Origin of the sequence: Nocardia donostiensis (assembly GCF_002081715.1) — a bacterium.
GTDB lineage: Bacteria > Actinomycetota > Actinomycetes > Mycobacteriales > Mycobacteriaceae > Nocardia > Nocardia donostiensis.
This window is the reverse complement of sequence record NZ_MUKP01000002.1, coordinates 1-26,620: the sequence shown is the minus strand read 5'-3', so window position 1 is coordinate 26,620 and position 26,620 is coordinate 1. Positions and strand designations below refer to the sequence as shown.

The following is a 26,620-nucleotide window of genomic DNA, read 5'->3' as shown; positions in this document are numbered from 1 at the left end:
GTCAGAACTTCAGCAGGTTGGCGTCGTCGACCGAGGTCGAGCGGCGGGCGCGGAAAATGGTCATGATGATGGCCAGGCCGACCACGACCTCGGCCGCGGCGACCACCATGGTGAAGAACGCGAAGACCTGGCCGTCGAGGTTCGCATGCAGCCGGGCGAAGGTGACGAACGCGAGGTTGACGGCGTTGAGCATCAGCTCGATGCACATGAACACCACGATCGCGTTGCGCCGCAACAACACACCGGCGGCGCCGATGGTGAACAGCAGCGCGGACAGGAAAAGATAGTTCTCGGGGTTCACCGGTTACCTTCCTCATCGGCCGTGCGGGATGTGTCGCCGTCTGCCGGCCCCGCGACCGAGCTGACGGCGGCCTCGGTGAGCGCCAGGTTGCGGCGGTGGCGCAGGATGGTCGACACCGACAGCTCCTCGAACGAGCCGTCCGGTAGGCGGGCGGGAACGTCGACGGCGTTGTGCCGGGCGTAGACGCCGGGGGTGGGTAGCGGTGTCGCCCGGTTGTCGCCGGGGTCGCGGAACCGCCTGCGGGACAGTTCCCGTTGGGTCGGGCGGGGCGTGGCCGGTGTCCGGTGCGCCAGCACCATGGCGCCGATGGTGGCGGCAATCAGTAGGGCGCCGGTGAGCTCGAATGCCCACACGTAGCGGAGGAAGATCAGTTCCGCCAGCGAGCCGATCACATCGTGGCCGGGGAAGCCGGTGGCGGGGAATTCGACGCCGGAAGTGCGGATACCGTGGGCGATTCCGGTGATGAGCAGCAGCCCGAACCCGGCACCGACAGCGGCGGCGGCCCACCGCTGTCCGCGCAGGGTTTCCCGCAGCGACTCCGCGGAGTCGACGCCGACCAGCATGAGCACGAACAGGAACAGCATCATCACCGCGCCGGTGTAGACGACGACCTGTACGACGCCGAGGAACAACGCGTCTTGGCCGATATAGAACACCGCGAGCGCGATCATGGTGGCGGCCAGGCAGATCGCCGAATGCACCGCCTTGGCGGCGAACACCATACCGAGCGCACCTATGATCGCCAGCGGGGCGAGGATCCAGAATTGGACGGCTTCACCGGTGGAGGTGCGGGTGAGCGGTTCGGCGGCCAGCGGCGCGGTGGCTGCCAGCGCGGTCGTGAGCGTCATCGGGCAGCTCCTTCCGTCATGACCGCAGCGGCTGTGTTGTCGCCGTTGTCGCCGTTGTCGCCGTTGTTGCTGCCGTGCACGGCGCCGAGGTAGTAGTCGGCTTCGGTGGTGCCGGGTCGCATATCGTGCGGTGGCGCGTCCATACCGGGTTCCAGCGGTGCGAGCAGCCGGTCCTTCTCGTAGATCAGGTCCGCGCGGTTGTCGTCGACGAGCTCGTAATCGTTGGTCATGGTCAACGCGCGCGTCGGGCATGCCTCGATACACAAACCGCAGCCGATGCAGCGCAGATAGTTGATCTGGTACACGCGGCCGTAGCGTTCACCGGGGGAGAAGCGTTCGGTGTCGGTGTTGTCCGCGCCCTCGACATAGATGGCGTCGGCCGGGCAGGCCCAGGCGCACAGTTCGCATCCGATGCATTTCTCCAGACCGTCGGGGTGCCGGTTGAGCTGATGGCGACCGTGGTAGCGCGGTGCGGTTGGCACCTTCTGCTCCGGATAGAACTCGGTATTGGGTTTTTTGAACATGGTGGCGGCGGTGACGGCGAAACCGGCCAGCGGTTCGAACAGGCCGGGCTCGCCGACGACGTGCGTTCGGTCCTTCGGTAGTGGCGGCACCGGGAAACCGAGGAAAACCTCGCCCTCGGGCCGTTCTTCCGCAGGCGGTGGTGGGCCGGATGCGCGTCCGGCGCGCAAGAACAGCCCGACCAGCAGACCGGAGATGAGCACCCCGGTGATCACCAGGACCGGGGTCTGGATGTGCAGGCCCTCGAGTTCGGCGATACGAGCGGCGGCCACCAGCATCACCCACAGCAGCGAGGTGGGGATGAGCAGCTTCCACCCGAGCTTCATGAACTGGTCGTAACGGAGCCGCGGCAGGGTGCCGCGCAGCCAGATGAACACGAACAGGAACATCCACACCTTGGCGACGAACCACACCAGTGGCCACCAGCCGGTGTTCGCGCCCGCCCAGATGCTCAACGGCCACGGTGCCCGCCAGCCGCCGAGGAACAGGGTGGTGGCGAGCGCGGAAACCGTTGCCATGTTCACGTATTCGGCGAGCATGAACATCGCGAACTTCAGCGACGAGTATTCGGTGTGGAAACCGCCGACGAGTTCGCCTTCGGCTTCGGGCAGGTCGAACGGAGCCCGGTTGGTCTCACCGACCATGGATACGCAGTAGATCAGGAACGACGGCAGCAGCAGGAACACATACCAGGTGTCGTGCTGGGCGGCGATGATGCCGGAGGTGGCCATCGTCCCGCCGAGCAGGAACACCGCAGCGAAACACAGCGCCATCGCGATCTCATAGGAGATGACCTGCGCAGTGGAGCGCAGCCCGCCCAGCAGTGGATAGGTCGAACCGGACGCCCACCCGGCCAGCACGATCCCGTACACGCCGACCGAGGTGATGGCCAGGATGTAGAGCACTCCGACGGGCAGATCGGTCAATTGCAGGGCCGTGCGGTGACCGAGGATCGACACTTCGGGGCCGAACGGGATGACCGCGAATGCGAGCACCGCCGGGACCACCGCCAGGATCGGCGCGAGGATGAAGATCGGTTTGTCCACTACGGCGGGCACGATGTCTTCTTTGAAAGCCATCTTCACCCCGTCGGCGACGCTTTGCAGACTGCCTTTGGGGCCGACCCGGTTGGGGCCGACTCGCATCTGCATCCAGGCGACGATCTTGCGTTCGGCGAGCACCCCGAACAGCACGGTGAGGAGCAGGAAGACGAACACGGCGAGCGCTTTGGCGATGATGAGCCACAGCGGGTCGTGACCGAATCCGGCGAGCGTGTCAGGCCCGGAGGCGGTAGCTCGCGTGACCACGGAGGGCCCCATGGTCGCCGCTGTGAACAGAGTCGGATCACTCATGGTGGTGTTCCTTCGTCCTCTGGTCGGCGCGCCGCAGACCTACGACGCTGCCGGGCTGGGTGCCCAGTTCGGCGTACACCGAGCAGCCGGGCGAGTTCAGGGGCAGCCACACCACTCGGTCGGGCATCGCGGTGACCGATAGCGCCACGGTGAGGCTGCCGTGTTCGGTGGTGACGGTGATCGGTTCGCCGTCGCTTGCGCCTATTTCGTCGGCGGTCGCCGCCGACAGTCGCGCGACAGCAGGTCGCGCGGTACCGGCCAGTTCTGGTGCGCCGTCTTGCATCCGGCCGGAGTCGAGCAGCATCCGCCAGCCGGCCAGCACCGCTGTGCCGGGACTCGGCCGGGGCGTGGGATGCGGCAGGTGGGCGGGCGCGGGAGTGCGTGTGCTGTCCCAGATACCGAGTTCGGCGAGTTCGCGGCGGGCCGCCGCGGTATCGGGCAGGTCGAGCCGCACACCCATTTCAGCGGCGATGGTGTGCAGCACCCGCAGGTCGGGCAGCGGCGCGGAGGTGCGGCGGACGGTGCTGTCGGCGAGCGCGGCCTGGAACGGGCGTGAGCGGCCCTCCCAGGTGAGGAAGGTTCCCGGTTTCTCCATCGCCGAAGCGACCGGGAACACCACATCGGCACGGTCGGTGACCTCGCTGTGGCGTTGTTCGAGCGAGACCACGAATTCGGCGGCGTCCAGCGCGGCCAGCGCGCCGGGCGGGTCGGGCAGGTCGGCGACCTCGACACCGCCGACCAGCAGTGCGCCGAGGCCGGACGCGTCGGCGAGGATTCCGCTGGTGTCGCGGCCAGGAGAGGACGGTAGGTCCGCCACGTTCCACACCTGGCACACCTGGCTTCTGGCCTGCTCGTCCACCACGGGTCGCCCACCTGGTAGCAGGGTCGGCAGCGCACCGGCTTCCAGCGCGCCGCGTTCCCCGGCGCGACGTGGCACCCAGGCCAGGGCGGCGCCGGTGTCGTCGGCCAGTTGTGCCGCCGCCGACAATGCGCCGGGGAACCCGGCCAGTCGTTCACCGACCATGATCACCGCGCCGGGTTCCCGCAGCAGCCGCGCGAGCTCCTGTAGCTGTTCGGCAGGCAGGTCCGGCCGGTGGTCGTGCTCCGGGCCGCGTCCCCCACCGTCGGGTTCCCCGGCGCCGGAGCGGATCGCCGCGAGCATATGCGGTTCGGCGCCCGGCACGGTCGGGATCAGCGTGCCGCTCATGCGTTCCAGTCCGCGTGAGGCGTACGCCGCGAGGGAGAACACCCGTAGCCCGCGGGTGCGCGCGGCCTTGCGCAGCCGCAGATAGACGATCGGCGATTCTTCTTCCGCCTCGAAACCGGCCAGCAACACCACCGGCGCGGCAGCGAGGCTGTCGTAGCCGACAGCCATGGGCTGCCCGGCGATCCTGGCGGAGAGGAATTCGGCTTCCTCAGCGGAATGGGCCCTGGCGCGGAAGTCGATATCGTTGGTGGCCAAAACGGTACGAGCGAACTTGCTGTAGGCGTAGGCATCTTCGACGGTGAGACGTCCGCCGGTCAGCACAGCCGCGTTGCCGAGCGCCGCGCGTAGCCCACGGGCGGTGGCGGCCAGTGCTTCCGACCACGAACACGGGACGAGTTCTCCGTCGGGGTTCCGCAGCATCGGTGTGGTGATGCGGTCGCGTTCGGTGGTGTAGGCGAAGGCCCAGCGGCCCTTGTCGCAGTTCCATTCGTCGTTGACCTGCGGGTCGTCGCCGGCGAGGCGGCGCATAACTTTGCCGCGGCGATGGTCGGTGCGCTGCGCGCAGCCGGAAGCGCAATGTTCGCAGACGTTCGGGCTGGACACCAGGTCGAAGGGCCGCGCGCGGAACCGGTAGCTGGTTCCGGTCAGCGCCCCCACCGGGCAGATCTGCACGGTGTTGCCGGAGAAATAGGAGTCCAGCGGTTCGGCCGTAGCGGTACCGACCTGCTGTAGCGCGCCGCGTTCCATCAGTTCGATGAACGGATCGCCCGCGATCTGCTGACTGAATCGGGTGCAGCGGGCGCACAGCACGCAGCGTTCCCGATCCAGCAGCACCGCGCTCGACAACGGGATCGGCTTCGGGTAGGTGCGTTTGGTTCCCTCGAAGCGGGTTTCCGGGCGGCCGTTGGACATGGCCTGGTTCTGCAACGGGCATTCGCCGCCCTTATCGCAGACCGGGCAGTCCAGCGGATGGTTGATCAGCAGCAGTTCCATGACCCCCTGCTGGGCCTTGTCGGCGACCGGTGAGGTGAGCTGGGTACGGGCCACCATCCCGTCGGTGACCGTCATGGTGCAGGAGGCGACGGGTTTGCGCTGGCCTTCGACTTCGACGAGGCACTGGCGGCAGGCCCCCACCGGTTCGAGCAGCGGATGGTCGCAGAAGCGGGGGATCTGGATACCGATCAGTTCGGCGGCCCGGATGAGCAGGGTGCCCGCGGGCACGCTGACCGTCGTTCCGTCGATGGTGACGCTGACCAGGTCGGCGGGCTGCAGATCGCTGGCGTCGGTGCGGACGGTGGCGGTCATCGGGTTCCCTCTCCGGCCGCGGTACCGGCCCAGGCGGTGCAGCGTGCGGGATCGAACGGGCAGCCACCGAAGAGCAGGTGGTCGATGTACTCGTCGCGGAAGTATTTCAGTGACGAGACGATCGGGCTGGCCGCGCCGTCGCCGAGCGCACAGAACGATTTGCCGTTGATGTTGTCGCAGATATCGAGCAGCTTCTCCAGGTCGGCTTCGGTGCCCTGCCCGGCCTCCAGCCGGGTGAGCAGCTGAACCAGCCAGTACGTCCCTTCCCGGCACGGCGTGCATTTGCCGCACGATTCGTGGGCGTAGAACTCCGTCCAGCGCAGCACGGCCCGGACCACACAGGTGGTGTCGTCGAAGATCTGCAATGCCTTGGTGCCGAGCATGGATCCGGCCGCGGCGACGTTCTCGTAGTCGAGCGGCACGTCGAGGTGTTCGGCCGTGAGCAGCGGTGTGGACGAACCACCCGGTGTCCAGAACTTGAGCTGATGCCCGGTGCGGACGCCGCCGGCGTAGTCGAGCAGTTCCCGCAGGGTGATGCCCAGCGGCGCCTCGTACTGGCCGGGGATGGTGACGTGCCCGGACAGCGAGTACACGGTGAAGCCGGGCGATTTTTCGCTGCCCATGGAGCGGAACCATGCGGTGCCGTGCCGGATGATCGGCGGCACGCTGGCAATGGATTCGACGTTGTTCACCACCGTGGGGCTGGCGTACAGACCGGCGACGGCGGGGAAGGGAGGCCGCAGTCGAGGTTGGCCGCGCCGCCCTTCCAGCGAATCGAGCAGTGCGGTTTCCTCACCGCAGATGTAGGCGCCCGCCCCTGCGTGCACGATCAATTCCAGGTCGTAGCCGCTGCCGAGGATGTCGGAACCGAGGAACCCGGCCGCGTAGGCATCGGCGACGGCCGCCTGCAGTCGTCGCAGCACCGGAACCACTTCACCGCGCAGGTAGATGAACGCGGTGGCGGCGCGGATCGCGTAGGCGGCGATGATCACGCCTTCGATCAGGGCATGCGGGTCGGCCAGCAGCAGTGGGATGTCCTTGCAGGTGCCCGGTTCGGACTCGTCGGCATTGACCACCAGGTAGTGCGGTTTATGGCTGCCGTCTGGCTCGGGGCCCTGGGGGATGAAACTCCATTTCATGCCGGTGGGGAACCCGGCGCCACCGCGGCCGCGCAACCCGGCGTCCTTGACGCTCTGGATGACCTCGTCGGGAGACATGCGCAGCGCCAGCGGCACGGCTTCGTAGCCGCCGTGGGCACGGTAGGTGTCGATGGTCCAGGAGCGGGGGCGGTCCCAGCTGCGGGTCAGTACCGGGGTCAGCGTCATATCAGGCACCGCCCGTGTTGTTGCGGCGATCGTGGGGCCCTCCGTGGTCACGCGAGCTATCGTCTCCGGGCCTGACACGCTCGCCGGGGTCGTCGCCCGCCTCGGGAGCTGCCGTCTCCTGCCGGTCTGCGACGCGCAGCCCGGCAAGGGTGGGCGCGCCCGGTTCGCCGTCGAGGACGCCGGGACGTTCATCGGGGAATCCGGCGAGGACGCGTGCGGTTTCCCGGAAGGTGCACAGCGGCGCTCCCCTGGTCGGGGTGACGGTGTCGCCGGCCCGTAATGCGTCGACGAGGGCGCGCGCCGATTCTGGGGTCTGGTTGTCGAAGAATTCCCAGTTGACCATCACCACGGGTGCGTAATCGCAGGCCGCGTTGCATTCGACGTGGTCGAGGGTGATGGTGCCGTCGTCGGTGGTTTCCCCGTGCTCGATGCCCAGATGTTCGCGGAGTGCGGCGAGGATGGCGTCGCCGCCGAGCACTGCGCACAGCGTGTTGGTGCACACGCCGACGTGGTAGTCGCCGGTGGGGGTGCGCCGGAACATCGAATAGAACGTGGCCACGGCGGTGACTTCGGCTGCGGTGAGCCCGAGCTGCTCGGCGCAGAACTCTATTCCGGCGCCGCTGACGTAGCCCTCTTCGGCCTGCACCAGATGCAGCAGCGGCAGCAGCGCCGACCGGGGCTGCGGATAGCGGCCGATGATCTGTTTCGCGTCCGGTTCCAGACGTTCGCGCACCTCGGCCGGGTACGGTTCGGGCCGGGTGGTCAGGCGCAACAGTATTTCGGTCATCGGTCCACTCCGCCCATGACGGGATCGATACTGGCGACGGAGGCGATCACGTCGGCGACCATTCCGCCTTCGCACATGGCGGCCACCGCCTGCAGGTTGGTGAACGAGGGGTCGCGGTAGTGCACCCGGTAGGGGCGGGTGCCGCCGTCGCTGACCATGTGCACGCCCAGTTCGCCGCGCGGCGATTCGACCCCCACATACACCTGACCCGCCGGTACCCGCATGCCTTCGGTGACGAGTTTGAAGTGGTGGATCAGCCCCTCCATCGAGGTGCCCATGATCTTGCCGATATGGCGGGGTGAGTTGCCCAGGCCGTCGGGGCCCAGTTGTAGGTCGGCGGGCCAGGCGAGCTTCTTGTCGTCCACCATCACCGGGCCGGGACGCAACCGGTCCACGCATTGTTCGACGATTTTGAGCGACTCCTTCATCTCCTCGATACGGATGAGGTAGCGGCCGTAACAGTCGCAGCCATCGGTGGTGGGGATATCGAATTCGTAGCTCTGGTAGTCGCAGTAGGGCATTGATTTGCGCAGATCGTGCGGGAGCCCGGTAGCGCGCAGCACCGGTCCGGTGATGCCCAGCGCCATACAACCGGTGAGGTCGAGGTAGCCGATGTTGCGGGTGCGTGCCTTCCAGATCGGGTTGTGGCTGAGCAGATGCTCCATATCGCGCAACCGCTTCGGCAGCAGGGTCAGCAGTTCGCGCACTTTTGTCACGCCGTCGTCGGGCACGTCCTGGGCCAGGCCGCCGGGCCGGATGTAGGCGTGGTTCATGCGCAGCCCGGTGATGGTTTCGAATACGTCGAGGATCAGTTCACGTTCCCGGAAGCCGAACAGCATCGGGGTGAGCGCGCCCATCTCCATACCGCCGGTGGCCAGCGCGACCAGGTGCGAGGAGATGCGGTTGAGCTCCATCAGCAGCACGCGCACCACCGTGGCGCGTTCGGGGATCTGCTCGGTGATCCCCAGTAGTTTTTCTACGGCCAGGCAGTAGGCGGCCTCGTTGAAGAACGGGGACAGATAGTCCATCCGGGTGACGAAGGTGACGCCCTGGGTCCAGTTGCGGAATTCGAGGTTCTTCTCGATCCCGGTGTGCAGGTAGCCGATTCCGCAGCGGGCCTCGGTGACGGTTTCGCCCTCGATTTCCAGGATCAACCGCAGCACACCGTGGGTGGAGGGATGTTGCGGTCCCATATTGACGACGATGCGTTCTTCGCCGGAACCGCGCAGCGCCTCGGCGACCTCGTCCCAGTCCTGGCCTGCGACGGTGACAACTGTGCCGGTCGCCTCCTCGCCGGTGCGGTCGGCGCCGGGTGGTAGCTCCTGATCGCCGTGTCGCCGTTCGGTGGTTTCCGGCTGTTGGTTGTCGGTGCGGCCGCCGACGCCGGGTTTGGTATCGGTATTGCTCATCAGCTGTACGCCCTCCGCTCGTCGGGCGGCGGGATACGCGCGCCCTTGTATTCGACCGGGATCCCGCCGAGCGGGTAGTCCTTGCGCTGGGGGTGGCCGCGCCAGTCGTCAGGCATGGTGATGCGGGTGAGCGAGGGATGCCCGACGAACTGGATGCCGAAGAAGTCGTAGGTTTCCCGCTCGTGCCAGTCGGTGGTCGGATACACCCGATACAGCGACGGGATATGCGGGTCGGCGTCGGGTGCGGACACCTCGACGCGGATCCGGCGGTTGTGGGTGATCGACATCAGGTGGTACACGGCGTGCAGTTCGCGGCCGGTGTCGTGTGGGTAGTGCACGCCGCTGACGCCGAGGCACAGTTCGAATCGCAGCGCGGGGGCGTCGCGGAGCGCCTGCGCTACCGCCGGTAGGTGTTCGCGGCGTACGTGGAGGGTGAGTTCGTCGCGGAAGACGACGACTTTGTCGACCGCGGTATCGAACTCGGCGTCGAAATCGGGGCCGGCCAGCGCAGCGCGTAGTGCAGCGACGATATCGTCGAAGTATCCGCCGTAGGGCGGCGGGGTGCCGCCGGGCAGGCTGACTTCGCGGACCAGTCTGCCGTAACCGGAGGTGTCGCCGGTGCCGCTGACGCCGAACATCCCGCGCCGCACATCGATGACCTCGTCGTTCGCCCGCTCGGCGGGATTGCCGGTGTCCTCGGGGCGGTCGGTGCTCATCGCAGCAGACCTTCCATCCGGATGGTGGGGGTGGCGGCGAGCGCGGCCTGTTCGGCGGCGCGGATGGCTTCTTCGCGGTTGACGCCCATCGGCATTTCCTGAATTTTGCTGTGCAGCGCCAGGATCGCGTTGAGCAGCATTTCCGGCCGCGGCGGGCAGCCGGGTAGATAGATGTCGACGGGGACGATGTGGTCGACGCCCTGCACGATGGCGTAGTTGTTGAACATGCCACCGGAGGAGGCACAGACGCCCATGGCCAGCACCCATTTCGGTTCCGTCATCTGGTCGTAGACCTGGCGCAGTACCGGCGCCATCTTCTGGCTCACCCGTCCGGCGACGATCATCAGATCGGCTTGGCGGGGGGAGGCGCGGAACACCTCCATGCCGAAGCGGGCCGAATCGAACCGGCCCGCACCGGTGGCCATCATCTCGATAGCGCAGCAGGCCAGGCCGAACGTGGCGGGCCACAGCGAGCCTTTGCGCAGATAACCGGCGAGGCTTTCGACCGTGCTCAGCAGGAAGCCGCTGGGCAGTTTTTCTTCCAGACCCATACTCGACTACTTCTCACTTCCGGTGTGCTCGTTGGCGGTGCCGGTCCTGGTCAGTCCCAGCTGAGGCCGCCGCGGCGCCATTCGTAGGCGTAGGCGACCGAGACATTGACGATGAACAACGCCATCGCGGCGAGACCGAACACACCGAGCGCGTCGAAATGGACCGCCCACGGGTACAGGAACACGATCTCGATGTCGAAGATGATGAACAGCATCGCGGTGAGGTAGTACTTCACCGGAAAACGCTGGCCGGCAAGGTTTCCCGTGCCGCCCGCGACGGCGTGCGGGGTTGGCTCGATGCCGCACTCGTAGGCCTGTAGTTTGGCGCGGTTGTAGCGTTTCGGCCCGATCAGCGCCGCGATCAGAATGGATACCACCGCGAAGGCGGCGGCGATCGCGCCGAGTACGAGTATCGGCAGTTCGGTGTTCACGACTGCGCTTCCCCTCCTTGCGAACTGGAGCGGACGGTTGTGCCGTCCGATCCTCGAACGAGGTCCGGGCGATGGGCTGGTCGTCCGCATCGCCCGGCGGTCGCCTCATGGCCTCGGGCTGCGAGGTGAGGGGCGAACGGGGAACCTGGCGTTGCGGGTCGTCATATCATCGCCCGCGCTCATGTGAGCTACCGCACAGCCTACAACTGTCGCGGCAGGGTGAACGCGGTTTCGCGGTGCTGTTTGATCGAATTCAGGACTGCTATTTATGACCGAAACGCGGGTAATCCGGCGGAGAGTCGCGCCGGATTGCTGCGTCGGGTCAGGCGGCGGCCCGGTTGCGCAGCAGCGTGACGACCGCATCGGTGAGCCGGAACGGGTCGATCGGGTGCGGGACCGCTGCTTCGGCTCGTGACCAGCTCGCCAGCCAAGCGTCGTCGGCGCGGCCGGTGAGGACGACAACCGGTGGACACCGGTCGATTTCGTCTTTCAGCTGTTTGGCGATGCCGAGCCCGCCGACGGGTGCTGCCTCACCGTCGAGAATGGCAAGGTCGATACCGCCCGCGTCCATCTGCTCGAGCACTACCGGCCCGGTGGCGACCTCGAGGTAGTCCAGCGGGGGTAGGTCCGGATGTGGCTGTTTGCCCAAGGCCAGCATCACCTGGCTTCGGGTGTCGGCGTCGTTGCTGTAAACCAGAACCCGCAGCGCGGCGGGACGTTTCACATCGGCCACGACCGCATCGTACGTCCGGGACCGTTCACTTCGTGGGAGCTTCGCCCAGATCGGTGCAGCGGAAGATCGCGAACTCCCCCTTGCGCGTGGCGTGCGCACCTCGCTTCTGGCTGCTGAGCTCAGGATCGCGCTGGAGCCGCGGTGTCCGCGGCCAGGATCTGCTCGACCAGGATGTCGGCGTGGCCCGCGTGGCGGGCGTTTTCTCGCGACTTCGCGGCAGCGCAGTGCTCGACGATCGAGATCGGGGTGGTCGGTGAAGGACCAGCCTGCGATGGCTCTGCTCGTCACTGTGCCAGAACAGCGGCGCCGGTCCGGGACCGGGTCCCGGACCGGCAGATCGTGCACGCCTCAGCGGCGGCGCGGGTCGTCGCGGCCGGTGCCTTCGGCGTCGATCCGCTCCTTGCGGACATTGTCGGAGACGGTTTGCTCGTCCTCCACCTCGTCCACGGCCAGCCCGACCTTCTCGACCGGAACCGTTTCCTTGTTCACCGTCACCCGGTCCTCGTGCAGTGTGACCTCGCGTTCCTCATCACCCATGTCGGGGCTGGTTGCAGAGGATTCGGTGATCGGCTCGCGCTCGACGCGGACTTCTTCGTGGGTGGTCGGCACGGTCACCGACTGCTGCTCGGTCACCACGTACTTGCGTAGCCTCGCCTTGCCGGCGGGTTCCTGCTGGGTGCCGACATCGAGCCGTTCCTCTGAACGCACCATGGCGTCGTCCCGGGCGGTGCCGGTCATCCCTGCCGCGGTGCCCGTCCGGCCGGCTTCGGGGGCGGCGGCATGCCTGCCGTAGTCGTCCCAGCCTGCTTGGGTGGGGTCGATACCGTAGTGAACGAACAGTTCTTCCTCGGATTCTTGGCTGATCAGGCCGTCGCGCTCCAGGTGGGGCGCAGATTTGACAGCGTCCTTGCGTACCCTGACCTGCAGTTCGTCGGTGTTCTGCCGCAGCTGTGCTCCAGCCAGTGGAACCAGCGAATCGTCACTGAACAGCCCAGTGCTCACCGCGGCCCAGGTCGGCGCGCCGGAGTTGTTGTCGACGTAGACACGCTTGACCTTGCCGATCTTGTCGCCGCTGGTGTCGTATACGGCGTCTCCGATCAGGTCTTCCACCTTCTGAGCCATGTTTCCTCCTCAGTTGACATCTGATGTGCGATGGGCGGGCCGAGAACGCGACCTGCCACCGCGTCGCACGCGATCTGTCACCGCGTCGCGTGTGTTTCGTCGATCCTGAGTTGTTCGGCCGACTCGATCTCGGAGGTGGGTTTCACGCTCGGGTCGGCTTCGTCCGCCATATGTTCCAGGTAACGATCGATATCCAGTCGCTGGGTATCTTCATCGATCCTGGATTTGCGGGATTTTGTTTCAGGCATGGCATCGGCTCCTGCCTCGTAGTGAGTTCTCCGTTCCGTCTGGGAACGATGTTCAGCTACACCATGGCAACTACCCGCAGTGTGGGGCAGCAAACACCTAGGCGTGGGCGGATTCGGTGCGCTCGCCGCCGGGGCAGGAGCGCGGCAGGCGGCGCGGCGAAACCAGAAGAACGGAACGGCCTCGCAACCTACGGTCGCGCCCCGTAGGCATGCGCCGCAGAGAGTAAGTTCGGCGCTACGTATGTTCGGCGCTACGTATGTTCGGCGCTACGTATGTACGGATGCGGGCCATCGATGAGGAGTCGGCACGGTGCGTGGATTCGGGGATCTTGAGGGGGTGATCATGGATCGGATCTGGAATCGCGACACCGAAACAACCAGCGTCCGAGACATTTTCGAAGAGCTGAGCGCAGTCCGCGACATCGCCTACACGACGGTGATGTCCACCATGGACAACCTGCACGGTAAGGGCTGGCTGGCACGCGAACGCGTGGGCAAGGCCTACCGGTACTGGCCCACCTCGATCCGGGAGGAGTACTGCGCCGGGCTGATGCTGGAAGCGCTGGGGTCCGGCGGACGCGCCGATCTGGTACTGCGTCATTTCGTCGCCCGGATCAGCGATGAGGAATCGGCGGGTTTACGCGCGGCGCTGCGCAGCCACAGCGCACGGAAGTCTCGGGAGTCGAGCTTCTAGGAACCACCCGCCGGTCGTCCGCATCGTCTGCCTGCGGGCACCCGTCACCACCACAGACGGACAGTCGACACCGTGTGAACCGCGCGGGTCCGCGCGACCGGCAGTCGTGCTTGTCGGTGGCTGTACTTAGAGTCGGTGCCCTGAAGATGCACCGCAGGCAGGCGAGACCGGGCGGGGCGAGGCAAGGAAAGGCCAGGGTGACGAGTGGTGCGCGTGAGCTGGGATCAGGTGTTCGCGTGGCGGTTGCGGCGACAGTTCGTGGAACCACACGCGGACGGCGGCGCGGTCCAGGTCGCCGAGCGACTGTGCGGTGTGCAGGCGCAGGTGACCTCGGCGGCGGAGCTCGCGGTAGCTTTGCGGCAGCGCGTGCCGGAACCCGGCGCGGTGGTCAGCGCGCTCAACGAGGGCAGGCTGATCAAGACATGGGCCATGCGCGGCACCCTGCACGCGATGACCCCACACCTGGCCGTCGCCTATCTTTCGCTGATCGCATCTGCGCGTACATGGGAGAAACCGGTATGGCAGCGCAATTTCGGCGCGACACCCGGACAGGTGAGCGCCCTGGCCGACGCGGTGCGGGAGTTGCTGGCCGCAACCGAGTTGACCCGCGAGGAACTGGTGACCGAGCTCGCCGCCGAACCGGATTTCGCCGGTCTGGCCGAGCAGCTGCGATCGGGGTGGGGTGCGCTGCTCAAACCGCTGGCCTGGCAGGGTGCGCTGTGTCACGGCCCCGCCCGTGGCAACAAGATCACCTTCACCAGCCCGGCCCGCATGGTGGCCGAATGGCCGGTCCTGCCCGACCCCGATCAGGCCGCGGCCACCGCGATCACCGCATACCTCGGCGCGTACGGCCCGGCGACCCCCGAAGCCTTCGACGCATGGCTCACCCGCGGCGCGCACCGCAAGACCACCGTGCGGCGCTGGTTCGCCGAGCTCGGCGACGCCCTGACCGAAGTCGAGGTCGAGGGCAGGCGCGGCTATCTGTGCAGCGAGCACGTGGCAGAGCTGGCCGCTGCGGAACCTGCGCGGTCGGTGCATCTGCTCGGCGGGTTCGACCAGTACGTACTCGGCCCAGGAACCGGAGACACCGAACTGCTCCCGGCCGCGCACCGGTCCGCGGTGAGCCGGACCGCAGGGTGGATCGCACCGATCGTCGTCGTCGACGGGCGTATCGCGGGTACCTGGGAGCTGAGCGGCGAGAGCGTCGTGGTGGACATGTTCGACCCCTCGGCGCAGCCCGGTGCAGACCTCATCGCCGCCGCCGATCGAACATCCGCTGCTATCGGTGCCGATATTCGCCTGGTCCGTGCCGAGTAGAAGTTGCTAGGAACGGACTGCTGAACAGGTGAGCAGAGGGGCTCGCGTTAAGCTGCCGCGGTGACGGATGGGCTTGTCGGGAACCTGATCGATACGGTGGCCTGGGTGCGGATCGAGCACGGCCGCATCCTGTGCGCCCGCCCGCGGGGCAAGGATGTGTTCTACATACCGGGCGGCAAACGTGAAGCGGGCGAGTCCGACCTGCAGACGCTGGTGCGCGAGATCTCCGAAGAGCTCACCGTTGCCCTGCTGCCCGACACCGTGGCCCACGTCGGCGTGTATGAGGCCGTGCACTGCCAGATGCGCGTGCGGATGAGCTGCTACACCGGCGACTACCGCGGTGTGCTCACCGCCAGCAGCGAGATCGAAGCGCTCGCGTGGTTCGGCTACGCCGACCGGGCACTGGTCCCGCCGGTGGACCGTCTACTGTTCGACGAACTGCGCGCCAACGGATTGTTGCGCTGAGCCGGGCCGGGCGCGCACGAGCCTGTCCGAGGCGTGCCCGGCCCACTCCGCGTATCGGGAGGCGGTTGTGCCGCTCTGCTGACGCGCCCTAGGTGCTGCGTTCGGCCGCTACTCCCGCGCGGGTGGCTCGGTCGATGAGATGCTCGATCAGGCTGAGCAGCACATTCTTCGCCGATTCGCGGTTGCGGGCGTCGCACAGCATCACCGGGGTGACCGGATCGAGGTCGAGCGCGTCGCGCACCTCGTCGATGGTGTACTGCGGAGCGCCGTCGAAGCAGTTGACCGCCACCAGGAAGGGAAGACGCCGCCGCTCGAAATAATCGATGGCGGCGAACGAGTTGCCGAGCCTGCGGGTGTCGGCCAGCACCACCGCGCCCAACGCGCCACGGGCCAGTTCGTCCCACAGGAACCAGAATCGGTCCTGTCCGGGCGTGCCGAACAGGTACAGCACCAGATCGCGGTCGATGGTGATACGACCGAAATCCAGTGCCACCGTGGTGGTCGTCTTGGACTCGACGCCGGACAGATCGTCGACGCCGGTGCTCATCTCGGTGATCATCTCCTCGGTGCGCAGCGGCGGGATTTCGCTGATCGAGGCCACCAGGGTGGTTTTGCCGACGCCGAAGCCGCCGGCCACGAGCACCTTGACCGAGGCAGCGAGGTGTGGCACCCCGTTCGGGTCGAGGCGGGCAGGGTCAAATTTTTCGGATTCCATCCAGTACCGCTCGCAATACGTTGAGGTCGCCGGGACCGGCCTCCGGTTGCACCGGGGACCGGAAGATCAGATGGCCGTCACCGATCAGATCTCCGACGAGAATCTTGGTCACCGCCAGCGGCAGATTCAAGACGGCTGCCACTTCCGCCACCGACTGTGGATCCGCGCACAGCCGAACGATATCCGCGTACTCGGGCTCGACCCGACGCAGGGTCGGGGCCGGGCGAGTCGCTACCACGACCGTAACCATATCCAGATCGTGGCCTGCGCCCATGGTGCGTCCACGGGTCATGGCATAGGGCCGGACCAGTCGACCTGCCGCCTCGTCGAACCACGGCTCACCGTTGCGCGTCATAACCAGAACAACCTCGCCGACGTCACGGTCGCTGCGGCTCGGCCTCTGCGGCGCCGGTGTTGCGCAGCGTGGTCGACAGATAGTTGCCGACCCGCTGCACTGTCAGATTCATTTCGTAGGCCACCATGCCGAGATTGGCGGTCTCGGCGGCCTGTAATGCCAAGCAGGCATTGTCACCGGCGGAGGTGACGAACAGCACCGCGCGATCGAGCTCGATCACCGCCTGACGCACGCCGCCGCCGTCGAAACGACTGCCCGCGCTGCGCGCCAGCCCGTACAGAGTGGAGGCCATGGCCGCGAAATGTTCGGCGTCATCGCGCTCCATGGCGGCGGAGCGGCCGAGCAGCAAGCCGTCCGTGGACAACACCACGGCCTTGCGGACGCCGGCCAGACGCTCGACGAGATCGTCGAGTAACCAGTTCAGATCACCTGAGGTGGAAGTTGACACTTAGCCTTCCTGTTCATCCGAGGACGCGTCGGCCGTACCGCGGACCACGCCGGGATCATCGGCGGGCAGCGGTTTGCGTCCCTGTTTCGTGCCGATCTCGATCGCCGCCATCAGGTCTCTGGCCTGCTCGGGCGAGCGGGGCCGCTGCTCGGCGGAATCCGGGGTGTCCGAATCCGCCAATTGCGGTGCGAGATTAGCCTGCCTGGTGCGTCGCGGCAAAGCCGGTCGACCATCGGCAGTGAATTGCGGTTCCGGCGGGGAAAGCGGTGCCGGTTTCTGCTGCGCGGGTGCGGCAGATGGGCGTGTTTCGGGTTCGGGGCTTGTTGTCGCAGGTTCCGCAACGAGGGTTGCGGTCGCGGTATGCCCGGCCTCTGCGGCTGCGGTGCTGGTCTCGGCGGCCGAATCCGTTGCCGGTGCGGCGAGACGCTGCGGCGGGGGTGCGACGACACCGGACGCGCCGGGGCCGTCGGCCAGCAGCGCGGAAGGGACGAGCACGGTGGCGCACACCCCGCCGAAATCGGATTCGCTCAACCGCACCATGACCCCGTGCCGGACGGCCAGCCGCGCCACCACGAAGAGCCCGAGCCGGGAATCGGCGGACAGGGCTGCGACACCGAAATCCGGCGGTTCGGCGAGCGTTTCGTTGACCCGAGCCAGATCGTCGGCTTTCATGCCCATACCCTGGTCGGAGATCTCCAGGACCACGCCCTTGCCGACGACGCTGCCGGTGACCTCCACTCGCGCCTGGGGCGGGGAGAACGAGGTGGCGTTGTCGACCAGTTCGGCGAGCAGATGGATGAGGTCGGCTACGGCGCCGCCGGCGATCTGCGTATCGGGCAGTTTGGCCAAGCGGACACGGGCGTAGTCGACGGTTTCGCCGATCGCGCTGCGCACCAGGTCGACCAGCGGCACCGGGTTGCGCCACTGCCGTCCCGGCGTGCCACCGCCGAGGATGGTCAGGTTCTCGGCGTTGCGGCGTTCCCGGGTCGCCAGGTGATCGAGCCGGAACAGTGTGTCCAGCATGGCCGGGTCCTCTTCCCGGCGCTCGGCTTCGTCGAGGATTTCCAGCTGTCGGTGCACCACGACCTGGCTGCGGTGGGCGATGTTGAGGAACACCGCCTTCACCCCCTCCTGGGTGCGCGCCTCGGTCACGGCGGCGGCCACGGCGGCCGCATGCGCATGCTGGAACGCGGTGGCCACGGCCCCGATCTCGTCACGGCCGTAGTCCAGGCGGGGGGATTCCGCCTCCGGATCGATCTTTTCACCGGCCCGCAGCCTGCGCATCATCTCGGGCAGGCGTTCGTCGGCGAGGGCGAAGGTTTCCTCGCGCAGCCGCTTGAGCCTGCGGATGAACCGGTTGGCCAGCACCAGTGAGATACCGAAGGCAATCACGGCCGTCACGGCGCATGCGAGACCGGCGAGCACCGAGAACGTGGCGCTGCGCGTGGCCGAATCGTGGGCGAGGTCCTGGGCGTAACGACTGTGCTTGTCCCACAGATCGAGCAGTTCATGGTCCACCCGCGCCGTGGCGCCCTGCCATTCGGTCAGGGTCGACGGCAAGACGACCGGCGCTGCCGATGCGGCCTCTGCGGTGCCCGGCGCCGGGGCGAAACTGCGCCGGATCAGTGCAGTCTCCATCGCGGCGAGGCGCGCCCAGGCTCCGCTGGTGAACAGCGACTGCATGCGGTCGTGGAATTCGGGGTGCACTTCGGCGACGAGCTGGGCGATCCCGGTGTGGTAGGCGCCGACTTGGCGGACGTACTCGTCGGGCAGCGCGACGGAGGTATCGGCGCGTAACGCCGCCTCGGCGAGCGCGTTGCTGCGTGAGAGCGACTCGATGGCGTGGATGAGCTGGCTCGACATCGCGAATTCCACGACGATCTCCGGGTCCGGCGCCGTCCGCTGGGCGATCTGGGTGCCGACCGTGACGGCCTCGAGCAGGCGTGAATAGAACATGTAGCCATCGGCGGTGGGCAGGAGGCGTGCGTCCGCCGCCGATCGCACCGTGGCCAGGTGTTGGCGCAGGGTGTCGAATTCGGCGATTTCGGCGTTGATGGCGTTGGGGTCGAGACTACGTAGTCCGGGCAAGGTGGTGAACACGCCTTCCAGGGCGTCGTCGGTCCGTGATCGGGAAACGGCCAAGGCGGTGGTGGCTTCCTGATCGCCTGCCAGGTGGGCCAGAGTCAGGCGCCGTTCCTGCTGGACGGACTCGATCATGGCCCTGGCGGGGCCGACGGCCTCGGTCATCGCTTCGATCCACTGCCTGGTCTGGTAGCTGCGATCGACCAGGTATCCCGCCACGCCTACACCGGCTACCAGCAGAGTCAGGCTCGGGATCAACGCGATCATCAGAATCCTGGTGCGGACACCGAGCCTTGCTCCGAACATCGGCACAACGTAAACCATGCCGTGGTGGAGACGGGCGCCGGGTCCCGGTGAACGGAATCGGGTTTGACAGTCCAACCGACCCGTGAGAGAGGCGGAACGGCCGGAGACTCGCCGTCGGCGTCGCAGGGTGAGTAGATTGGGGTGTAACGAAAAGTTACCCACAGGTAGGAGGCAACGATGCCCGCGCCCGACGCCGCTGTTTTTGCCCGATTGAGTGCGCTCGCCGCTATCGACAACCCGCGCGATACCCGCTCCATCACCGAGGTTTTCACCGGTCGAGTGCTGGGTGAGGTCCCGGTGGGCACAGCTGCGGACGTGGCGTCTGCCGCCGAAGACGGCCGCGGCGCTCAGGCGCACTGGGCGGCCCGCACGCCGTCGGAACGGGCTGCGGTGCTGGAGCGGTTCCGTGCGCTGGTGGTCGAGCATCGCGAGTTCCTGATGGATGTGGTGCAAGCCGAGACCGGCAAGGCGCGCTGGGCGGCCCAGGAAGAGATCATGGGCTTGATGTTCGCGGCCCGGTATTTCGCCCGTGTCGCACCGAAATTGCTGAGTCCGTACCAGGTGCCCGGTGCGTTCCCGGTGCTCAACCGGACCACCGTGCACGCCAAGCCCAAGGGGGTCGTCGCCGTAATCGCCCCGTGGAACTATCCGCTGGTGTTATCGATCGGTGACGCGATACCGGCGCTGCTGGCGGGTAACGCCGTGCTGGTCAAACCCGACAGTCAGACCCCGTTCTCGTCGCTGGCGGCCGCCGAACTGCTGTACCGGGCGGGTCTGCCACGCCATCTGCTCGCCGTGGTGCCGGGGCCGGGTGCGGTGGTCGGCAAGGCGATGGTCGACACCTGCGACTATCTGATGTTCACCGGCTCTTCGGCGACCGGGCGGAAGCTGGCGCAGCAGTGCGGCGAGCGTCTCATCGGCTTCTCCGCCGAACTCGGCGGTAAGAACCCGATGATCGTCACCCGCGGCGCCAACCTGGACAAGGCGGCCAAGGCCGCGGTACGTGCGTGTTTCTCCAACGCCGGTCAGCTGTGTATTTCGATCGAGCGCATTTATGTGCAGCGCAGCGTCGCAGACGAGTTCACCGATAAGTTCGTCGCCGCGGTAGAAGCGGCGAAACTCGGCGCCGCCTACGACGGCTCCGCCGATATCGGTTCGCTGATCTCGCAGGACCAGCTGGAGACCGTCAGCAAACATGTCGCCGACGCCACCGCCAAAGGCGCGGAGGTGCTCACCGGCGGCAACCCGCGGCCCGATATCGGCCCGCTGTTCTTCGAACCGACCGTGCTCGCCGAGGTCACCGATGAGATGGACTGCGGACGCAACGAAACCTTCGGGCCGCTGGTATCGATCTACCCGGTCGACACCGTGGAAGAAGCGATCGAACGGGCCAACGACACCGAATACGGGCTGAACGCCAGCGTGTGGGCGCAGAGCAAGGCCGAGGGCGAGCGGATCGGGAAACAGCTGCGAGCGGGCACCGTCTGCGTCGACGAGGGCTATGCGCCGGCCTGGGGCAGCACCGCCGCGCCGATGGGCGGGATGGGTATCTCGGGGGTGGGACGCAGGCATGGACCCGATGGGCTGTTGAAGTTCACCGAACCGCAGACCGTCGTCGTCACCCGGTTCCTGAATCTCGATCCGCCGCCGCTGGTTCCGCAGGAGGTGTGGCAGCGGGTGCTGATGACGCTCGCACGCGGTCTGCGTTTCCTGCCCGGCCGCTGAGCGAGCCGCCCGTGCTGGTCAGCGGCCGGCGCTGCACGGTCGTGCGTGGCGCTTCGGTGGTGATCTCGGCTGCTTCGCTGGCGCTGAGCCGCCGGGCGCGGATGGTGAAACGCACATCCGCCGGGGCGGCCAGGTCGGTTTCGGCGAACACGTCCACGGTCAGGTGCTTGCGTTCGAAGAGTGCGCAGCGCTCGGGGCTCATCCACAGTTCGGTATGCCAGGCCAGCCGACCGAACAGCACATCCTCTGTCGCGGCGCGGAACTCGCGGGCAGGCAGCCAGTCGGGTGCGTGATCGTCTGTCGCCGCAGACGACAGATACAGCAAGACCGGCCCGTGATCTTCGATCAGGGCACGCAAGGCGTTGCGAGCGCGGTCGGTGACCGCCACGCGATCGCTGCGGTAGGCCATCAGCGCGCCCGCGGCCCGGACCCGCGCTGGGGAATCGGTGTCTGCTGGCTGTCCTGGCGTATCACGGCGGCTCCCTCGCACAGTTCGTCGGACGGCGGTCGCCGTCGACCACGACGGCAGAAGGGTGCGCCGAAGCCGAATCGCGCTGGGCCGCAGGAGCACTGCTGTCCCGGCGGATAGCGGGCGCTGATCGACCGCCGTCCCGGTCATCATATTGCGTTCACATTCTTGCGTCTGCGCGGAGGTGGGATGTTCTCGTATGCGGTCGGTGTCAGAAGCTCTGGGCGACAGGGCTTATCGGCCCGAAAACGTGTCTCGCCTATTTGCGAATGAAGATTCCCGCGACATCGGCGTTCTTGATCGGGGTATCGGCGTTGGCTTGGGCGCCGCACAGCATGTCGACCGCGACGATGGTCGCGTCCACGGTGGTGCCCGCCGGTTCGCGGTCGTCGGTGGTCTGTTCCTTGACGAACTTGGTGATGGTGGTGCGTTTCGTGTCGGGATCCTGTTCGATGTACTCCCGGCACGGCGTATCGCCGCCCTTGTTGAGGGCGCGCTCGATATCGGTGCACCCGCTCGATACCAGCGCTGTCAGCGCTGCGGCCGCCACTGCGAGCCCGGCCCGCGCGATCGTGGTGTTCATCTTGGTCCTCCTGGTCGGCTCGTGGGGCGGCGATGCCCGCAACGATGGATATCAGACTATGCGTCATGCGCTCGCCCGGCGGTCGTCGAGTCGTGGCAACGTTCACGTTCCCGGTGTTGTCGCCACCGGTGAGCGGGTGATGTCGCGGTGTCGGCTGTGGTGGCTGCGGAGGCACTGGTAGAGAGGACGGGTGACTACGCAGCGCGATTTTCGTTTCGGTGTCAACATGGTCGTCCCACAGTCGCGGGCCGAGTGGGTGGACAAATGCCGTCGTGCCGAATCCCTCGGCTACGACGTGATCGGGGTGGCCGACCATCTCGGCATAGCCCCGCCGTTTCCGGCGCTCGTGCTGGCCGCCGAATCCACCGAACATGTCCGGCTCAACACCTTCGTGCTCAATGCCGCGTTCTACAACCCGGTGCTGCTGGCCCGTGACGTCGCGGGCACCGACCAGTTCATCGACGGACGCCTGGAACTGGGGCTCGGTGCCGGCTACGTGCGGGACGAGTTCGATGCCGCCGGTATCCCGTTCGGCACCGGTGGGCAGCGGGTATCCCACCTGGAGCGGACGGTCGGGAAGCTGCGCGACCTGTTCGCCGACCCGAACTACCAGCCCGCGCCCGCTCAGGCAGGTGGCCCGCCGCTGCTCATCGCGGGCTGGGGCGACCGGCTGTTGCAGCTGGCCGCCGAACACGCCGCGGTGGTCGGCTTCACCGGCGCGGCGGCCACGGCGGAGGGCGGCCTGCGCCTGGCCGGTCCCGACGAGATCGACGAGCGGGTCGCCTATGTGCGCAGGCAGCTGGGGGAGCGCATAGGTGAGGTCGAACTGAACATTCTGGTCCAGGCCGTGGTCCCGGAATCCGAACGCACAGACATGTTGACCCGTTATGAGGCGGCGCTGCCCGCCGAGGTCGTGGCGGGTGCGGCCGAACTGCCGACCGTCCTTGTCGGCAGCCCGCAGTACATCGCGCAACGGCTGTGTGAGTATCGGGAACGGTTCGGAATCAGCTACATCACTGTGCTAGAGGACCGGATGGAGATTTTCGCGCCGGTGATCGAACGGCTGCGCTGATCAGGCCGGTTTGCGCCACAGTAAGGTGTAACGCCACAGCAGCCTGCGCCGGATACGGGCGCCGGGCAGGATCGCGGCGGCCGCGGTGCGGATCTGATGCAGGGTGTCGGCCGGGTCGAGGACCGCCGCGCCGGGGTCGGCCGGCCTGCGATAGGCGTTGATGGCCCAGATCGCGGGCAGCAGCGGCAGATAACCGAAATCGAGCCCGGGACTCATCCGCCACAGTCCGACGACTGCCAGGGTGCCGCCGGGGGCGACCAGCCGGTGCAGCGCGCTCAGACCCTCGCGTAACGGCACATGATGCAGCGAGGCGACCGCGGTCACCATGTCGAAGGTTCCGGTCAGGTCACGAAAATCGCTGTGCTCCACGCGGACCCGCGGGTCGGCTGGCACGCATTCGAGGATGCTCGCATCGCTGTCCACCCCGAGTACCGATGCACATCGTCCGGCCAGCTTTCCCGCTAGCAGCCCATCGCCGCAGCCGACGTCCAGTGCGGTGCGTGCGCCGGGCGGCACTCGGTCCAGAAGCCAGCGGTGGTAGTGGGTGTTGTGGTTCCAGTAGGGGTCACGGCTCACCTCGTTCACGGTACGACGACAACCATTGCTAGAGACGATCACGCACCCCATTGGTTGTGATTTACGTCACATTTTACGGGGTGTTTTGTCGGTGTCGCGTGGCATTGTGTCGTGCATGCCTCTCACCGACTCCGCCGATGTCATCCGGATACTCGGAGCCAGCGAACACAATCTCCGCGACGTCTCACTGGAGATACCCAAGAACAAGATCACCGTCTTCACCGGCGTCTCCGGTTCCGGTAAATCGTCGATCGTGTTCGACACCATCGCGGTCGAATCCACCCGCCAGCTCTACGCCACCTTCCCGGCGTTCATCCTCAACTTCCTGCCCCGCTACGAGCGTCCGCACGCGGAGGCCATCGAGAATCTGAACGCACCGGTCATCATCGATCAGCAACCCGTCGGTGGCGGCCCGCGCTCCACGGTCGGCACCATGACCGATATCTACTCGATGGTGCGGGCGATGTTCGCCCGATTCGGCTCCCCCTCCGCGGGTTTCGTCTACAAATATTCGTTCAATGTGCCGCAGGGTATGTGCCCGGGCTGCGACGGGCTCGGCATCACGGTGCGGGCCGATCCCGACCGGCTGGTGGACCGGTCCAAATCGCTCAACGAGGGCGCGATCCTGCTGCCCGGGTACACCGTCGGCGGCGGCGAATGGCAGCTCTACGGCGGCTCGGGACGGTTCGATCCGGACAAGAAACTCGCCGACTACACCGACGCCGAATGGCAGGACTTCCTCTACGGCAGCGGCGGCAAGGTGGAGCTGACTTTCAGCAAGGGCACCTGGAAAGCCGACTACGAGGGGCTGGCGGCCAAGTTCACCCGAACCCGTCTGCAGCGCGATACGTCCACGCTCAGCGAGAAGACGCGCGAGCAGATGCGCAAATTCCTCACCGAAGGCGTCTGCCCGGATTGCCACGGCGCGCGACTCAACGCGGATGCGCTGGCCACTCGCATCGACGGACGCAATATCGCCGACTGGTCGCGATTGCAGATCACCGATCTGATGACGGTGCTCGACGAGATCACCGACCCGGCCGCGACCGGGCTGGCCGACGCCATCCGCACTGCGCTCGGCCGGGTGATCGATATCGGGCTCGGGTACCTGAGTTTGGACCGGCCCACCTCGACCCTCTCCGGCGGTGAAGGACAGCGGCTGAAGATGATCAAGCACCTCTCCTCGACGCTGATCGGGATGACCTACATCTTCGACGAGCCCAGCGTCGGGTTGCATCCGCGTGATGTCGGGCGGCTCAACAACCTGCTGCGCGCCCTGCGGGACAAAGGCAACACCGTGCTCGTCGTCGAACACGACCCCGACGTCATCCAGATCGCCGACCATATCGTCGATGTCGGGCCGCGCGCAGGAGTGCACGGCGGGCGGGTGGTGTTCCAGGGCAGCTTCGCCGAACTACGCGACGCCGACACGCCCACCGGAGCCGGGTTGCGCAGACAGTTCCAAGTGAAGCAGGAGTTCCGGCCGCATCGCGGTGAACTGCTGATCGAACACGCAAGCCTGCACAATCTGAAAGACGTGTCCGTCACGCTCCCCACCGGGGTGCTGACCGCGATCACCGGCGTCGCAGGCTCCGGTAAGAGCAGCCTGATCCGGGACGTGTTCGTCGCCGAACATCCGGAGGCGATCTTTGTCGACCAGTCCGCGATCGGGGCCTCGTCACGATCCACCCCGGCCACCTACCTGGGTTTGATGGACCCGATCCGCAAACTGTTCGCCAAGGCCACCGGCCAGCCGGCGGGTTTGTTCAGTTTCAACTCCGGCGGTGCCTGCCAGCAGTGCGAGGGCCGCGGGGTGATCGTCACCGAGGTCGCCTATATGGACCCGGTGACCACCCATTGCGACGCCTGCGACGGCCGCCGGTTCTCCGATGCGGTACTCGCGCACACGCTGCGCGGCAAATCCATCGCCGATGTACTGGAGCTGTCGGCGGAAGAGGCGCTGGAGTTCTTCGCCGAGAAGTCGATCAACATGAAACTGCGCACCATGAACGAGGTGGGGCTGGACTATCTGAGTCTGGGTCAGGCCATGAGCACCCTGTCCGGTGGTGAACGTCAGCGCATCAAACTCGCCACCCAGTTGCAGAACACCGGCACCGTCTACGTGCTCGACGAGCCGACCACCGGCCTGCACATGTCCGATGTGGACACGCTGCTGGCGCTGCTGGACAGACTGGTCGAGCGCGGGAATACCGTGATCGTGATCGAACACAATCTCGACGTGGTCGCCCACTGCGACTGGGTGATCGATCTGGGCCCCGACGGCGGCAAAGACGGTGGGCAGATCGTATTCACCGGCACCCCGGCCGAACTGCTCGCGCATCCGGCCTCGTTGACCGGAGAGTACCTGCGCAAATATCGCGCGGCATAAGCCCTCGCGGTGGCAACGGCACTCTCCTCGGCTTCGGGGCCGGTCAGCACGATCCGTTCGTCCCGGAGCCGAGGAGCCGCTGCCTCACGACATCGCGCAGCGGTGGCGACCAAGCCGAGAAATTGCTGAGCAGCGACGCCGCGCGGCGTGATTCGAGATTCCGAGGTTTCAGCGACCCCGGGTAACGACCGCGGCTGGGTAGCGTGGCCCGTATGGCTGAGCGTTTGGTGATCATCGGCGGCGACGCGACGGGTATGTCGGCCGCGTCGCAGGCCCGTAGGCTCCGCAACCGCGACGAGCTGGAGATCGTCGTGTTCGAACGCGGCCATTTCGCCTCGTACTCGGCCTGCGGCATCCCCTATTGGGTGGGTGGTGCGGTCGCCGATCGTGACCAGCTCATTGCGCGCACCCCCGCCGAACATCGGGCCCGCGATATCGAGCTGCGGTTGCGCACCGAGGTCATCGAGATCGATATCGACCGTGCCCGGGTACATGCCCGTGATCTGGAGTCGGGTGAACGGAACTGGCTCGGCTACGACCGTCTCGTCATCGCCACCGGTGCCAGGC

Annotated in this window: 27 protein-coding genes; 7 read left to right on the top strand and 20 right to left on the bottom strand. The window is 66.8% G+C overall.

Annotated elements, in window-relative coordinates:
* Position 1 precedes the first annotated feature (1 nt).
* The 13 genes from nuoK to B0T44_RS26910 all read right to left on the bottom strand — a co-directional run bounded on the left by nuoK (position 2) and on the right by B0T44_RS26910 (position 12,857).
* The gene (nuoK, locus tag B0T44_RS01660) at positions 2 to 301 is read right to left on the bottom strand and encodes an NADH-quinone oxidoreductase subunit NuoK (protein WP_029892786.1); all 300 of its coding nucleotides are present in this window, start codon (positions 299 to 301) and stop codon (positions 2 to 4) included.
* Positions 298 to 1,149: an NADH-quinone oxidoreductase subunit J gene (locus tag B0T44_RS01655; RefSeq protein ID WP_077114922.1), complete on the bottom strand. Its 852-nt coding sequence runs from the start codon at positions 1,147 to 1,149 to the stop codon at positions 298 to 300. The genes nuoK and B0T44_RS01655 overlap by 4 nt, the downstream gene beginning before the upstream one ends.
* Positions 1,146 to 2,990 carry an NADH-quinone oxidoreductase subunit NuoH gene (gene nuoH / locus B0T44_RS01650; RefSeq protein WP_077115144.1) on the bottom strand — a complete coding sequence of 615 codons (1,845 nt, stop codon included), beginning with the start codon at positions 2,988 to 2,990 and terminating at the stop codon, positions 1,146 to 1,148. The genes B0T44_RS01655 and nuoH overlap by 4 nt, the downstream gene beginning before the upstream one ends.
* A 25-nt stretch (positions 2,991 to 3,015) precedes the next feature.
* Complete coding sequence (locus B0T44_RS01645) at positions 3,016 to 5,535, bottom strand: NADH-quinone oxidoreductase subunit G (protein WP_077114921.1); 2,520 nt, start codon at positions 5,533 to 5,535, stop codon at positions 3,016 to 3,018.
* The gene (nuoF, locus tag B0T44_RS01640; protein ID WP_077114920.1) at positions 5,532 to 6,860 is read right to left on the bottom strand and encodes an NADH-quinone oxidoreductase subunit NuoF; all 1,329 of its coding nucleotides are present in this window, start codon (positions 6,858 to 6,860) and stop codon (positions 5,532 to 5,534) included. Before nuoF ends, B0T44_RS01645 begins: the two co-directional genes overlap by 4 nt.
* A 1-nt stretch (position 6,861) precedes the next feature.
* Entirely contained in the window at positions 6,862 to 7,647 is a 786-nt protein-coding gene (nuoE, locus tag B0T44_RS01635) for an NADH-quinone oxidoreductase subunit NuoE (RefSeq protein ID WP_081511470.1), read from the bottom strand.
* On the bottom strand, positions 7,644 to 9,056 hold the full coding sequence (locus B0T44_RS01630) for an NADH-quinone oxidoreductase subunit D (protein WP_077114919.1): 1,413 nt from the start codon (positions 9,054 to 9,056) through the stop codon (positions 7,644 to 7,646). The genes nuoE and B0T44_RS01630 overlap by 4 nt, the downstream gene beginning before the upstream one ends.
* Positions 9,056 to 9,772 (bottom strand): NADH-quinone oxidoreductase subunit C, encoded by a 717-nt coding sequence (locus B0T44_RS01625; RefSeq protein ID WP_077114918.1) that lies wholly within the window; start codon positions 9,770 to 9,772, stop codon positions 9,056 to 9,058. Before B0T44_RS01625 ends, B0T44_RS01630 begins: the two co-directional genes overlap by 1 nt.
* On the bottom strand, positions 9,769 to 10,323 hold the full coding sequence (locus tag B0T44_RS01620) for a NuoB/complex I 20 kDa subunit family protein (RefSeq protein ID WP_077114917.1): 555 nt from the start codon (positions 10,321 to 10,323) through the stop codon (positions 9,769 to 9,771). Before B0T44_RS01620 ends, B0T44_RS01625 begins: the two co-directional genes overlap by 4 nt.
* A gap of 50 nt (positions 10,324 to 10,373) precedes the next feature.
* Positions 10,374 to 10,754 carry an NADH-quinone oxidoreductase subunit A gene (locus B0T44_RS01615; RefSeq protein ID WP_077114916.1) on the bottom strand — a complete coding sequence of 127 codons (381 nt, stop codon included), beginning with the start codon at positions 10,752 to 10,754 and terminating at the stop codon, positions 10,374 to 10,376.
* Between the two features lie 322 nt (positions 10,755 to 11,076).
* A complete protein-coding gene (locus B0T44_RS01610; RefSeq protein WP_077114915.1) occupies positions 11,077 to 11,487 on the bottom strand; it encodes an Rv3143 family two-component system response regulator in 411 nt (136 codons plus the stop codon).
* 348 nt (positions 11,488 to 11,835) lie between these two features.
* The gene (locus B0T44_RS01605; protein ID WP_077114914.1) at positions 11,836 to 12,609 is read right to left on the bottom strand and encodes a PRC and DUF2382 domain-containing protein; all 774 of its coding nucleotides are present in this window, start codon (positions 12,607 to 12,609) and stop codon (positions 11,836 to 11,838) included.
* 77 nt (positions 12,610 to 12,686) lie between these two features.
* Positions 12,687 to 12,857, bottom strand: a complete 171-nt coding sequence (locus B0T44_RS26910) for a hypothetical protein (protein WP_175647927.1) — start codon at positions 12,855 to 12,857, stop codon at positions 12,687 to 12,689.
* Positions 12,858 to 13,167: 310 nt separating this feature from the next.
* Between B0T44_RS26910 and B0T44_RS01600 the strand changes: the two genes are divergently transcribed.
* The 3 genes from B0T44_RS01600 (at position 13,168) to B0T44_RS01590 (ending at position 15,333) form a co-directional block, all read left to right on the top strand.
* Positions 13,168 to 13,551, top strand: coding sequence for a BlaI/MecI/CopY family transcriptional regulator (locus B0T44_RS01600; RefSeq protein ID WP_077114913.1), 384 nt, complete (start codon positions 13,168 to 13,170; stop codon positions 13,549 to 13,551).
* A 213-nt stretch (positions 13,552 to 13,764) separates the two neighbouring features.
* The gene (locus B0T44_RS01595; RefSeq protein ID WP_254854136.1) at positions 13,765 to 14,868 is read left to right on the top strand and encodes a winged helix DNA-binding domain-containing protein; all 1,104 of its coding nucleotides are present in this window, start codon (positions 13,765 to 13,767) and stop codon (positions 14,866 to 14,868) included.
* 60 nt (positions 14,869 to 14,928) lie between these two features.
* The gene (locus B0T44_RS01590; protein WP_081511469.1) at positions 14,929 to 15,333 is read left to right on the top strand and encodes an NUDIX hydrolase; all 405 of its coding nucleotides are present in this window, start codon (positions 14,929 to 14,931) and stop codon (positions 15,331 to 15,333) included.
* Between the two features lie 88 nt (positions 15,334 to 15,421).
* Here B0T44_RS01590 and B0T44_RS01585 read toward each other — a convergent pair whose 3' ends face one another.
* From B0T44_RS01585 to B0T44_RS01570, 4 genes are read right to left on the bottom strand one after another with little or no spacing between them, the layout of a single operon-like run.
* The gene (locus B0T44_RS01585; protein ID WP_077114911.1) at positions 15,422 to 16,048 is read right to left on the bottom strand and encodes a GTP-binding protein; all 627 of its coding nucleotides are present in this window, start codon (positions 16,046 to 16,048) and stop codon (positions 15,422 to 15,424) included.
* Positions 16,029 to 16,403 (bottom strand): DUF742 domain-containing protein, encoded by a 375-nt coding sequence (locus B0T44_RS01580; RefSeq protein WP_077114910.1) that lies wholly within the window; start codon positions 16,401 to 16,403, stop codon positions 16,029 to 16,031. The genes B0T44_RS01585 and B0T44_RS01580 overlap by 20 nt, the downstream gene beginning before the upstream one ends.
* A 22-nt stretch (positions 16,404 to 16,425) precedes the next feature.
* On the bottom strand, positions 16,426 to 16,851 hold the full coding sequence (locus B0T44_RS01575) for a roadblock/LC7 domain-containing protein (protein ID WP_077114909.1): 426 nt from the start codon (positions 16,849 to 16,851) through the stop codon (positions 16,426 to 16,428).
* Positions 16,852 to 19,239: a sensor histidine kinase gene (locus B0T44_RS01570; RefSeq protein ID WP_081511487.1), complete on the bottom strand. Its 2,388-nt coding sequence runs from the start codon at positions 19,237 to 19,239 to the stop codon at positions 16,852 to 16,854.
* Between the two features lie 177 nt (positions 19,240 to 19,416).
* Here B0T44_RS01570 and B0T44_RS01565 point away from each other — a divergent pair, with 177 nt between their 5' ends.
* Positions 19,417 to 20,964, top strand: a complete 1,548-nt coding sequence (locus B0T44_RS01565; RefSeq protein ID WP_077114908.1) for a succinic semialdehyde dehydrogenase — start codon at positions 19,417 to 19,419, stop codon at positions 20,962 to 20,964.
* Here the strand turns inward: B0T44_RS01565 and B0T44_RS01560 are convergent.
* Together B0T44_RS01560 and B0T44_RS01555 are read right to left on the bottom strand one after the other, a co-directional pair.
* Positions 20,858 to 21,373: a DUF779 domain-containing protein gene (locus tag B0T44_RS01560; protein ID WP_077114907.1), complete on the bottom strand. Its 516-nt coding sequence runs from the start codon at positions 21,371 to 21,373 to the stop codon at positions 20,858 to 20,860. The genes B0T44_RS01565 and B0T44_RS01560 overlap by 107 nt on opposite strands.
* Before the next feature lie 319 nt (positions 21,374 to 21,692).
* On the bottom strand, positions 21,693 to 22,016 hold the full coding sequence (locus B0T44_RS01555) for a hypothetical protein (protein WP_077114906.1): 324 nt from the start codon (positions 22,014 to 22,016) through the stop codon (positions 21,693 to 21,695).
* A gap of 190 nt (positions 22,017 to 22,206) precedes the next feature.
* Between B0T44_RS01555 and B0T44_RS01550 the strand changes: the two genes are divergently transcribed.
* Positions 22,207 to 23,088: an LLM class F420-dependent oxidoreductase gene (locus B0T44_RS01550; protein ID WP_077114905.1), complete on the top strand. Its 882-nt coding sequence runs from the start codon at positions 22,207 to 22,209 to the stop codon at positions 23,086 to 23,088.
* Here B0T44_RS01550 and B0T44_RS01545 read toward each other — a convergent pair whose 3' ends face one another.
* On the bottom strand, positions 23,089 to 23,664 hold the full coding sequence (locus B0T44_RS01545; protein ID WP_081511486.1) for a class I SAM-dependent methyltransferase: 576 nt from the start codon (positions 23,662 to 23,664) through the stop codon (positions 23,089 to 23,091).
* A gap of 115 nt (positions 23,665 to 23,779) precedes the next feature.
* Between B0T44_RS01545 and B0T44_RS01540 the strand changes: the two genes are divergently transcribed.
* Together B0T44_RS01540 and B0T44_RS01535 are read left to right on the top strand one after the other, a co-directional pair.
* The gene (locus tag B0T44_RS01540) at positions 23,780 to 26,053 is read left to right on the top strand and encodes an ATP-binding cassette domain-containing protein (protein ID WP_139347651.1); all 2,274 of its coding nucleotides are present in this window, start codon (positions 23,780 to 23,782) and stop codon (positions 26,051 to 26,053) included.
* Between the two features lie 212 nt (positions 26,054 to 26,265).
* Positions 26,266 to 26,620, top strand: a 355-nt coding sequence (locus B0T44_RS01535; RefSeq protein WP_176219215.1) for an FAD-dependent oxidoreductase, incomplete at its 3' end; no start/stop codon positions are given.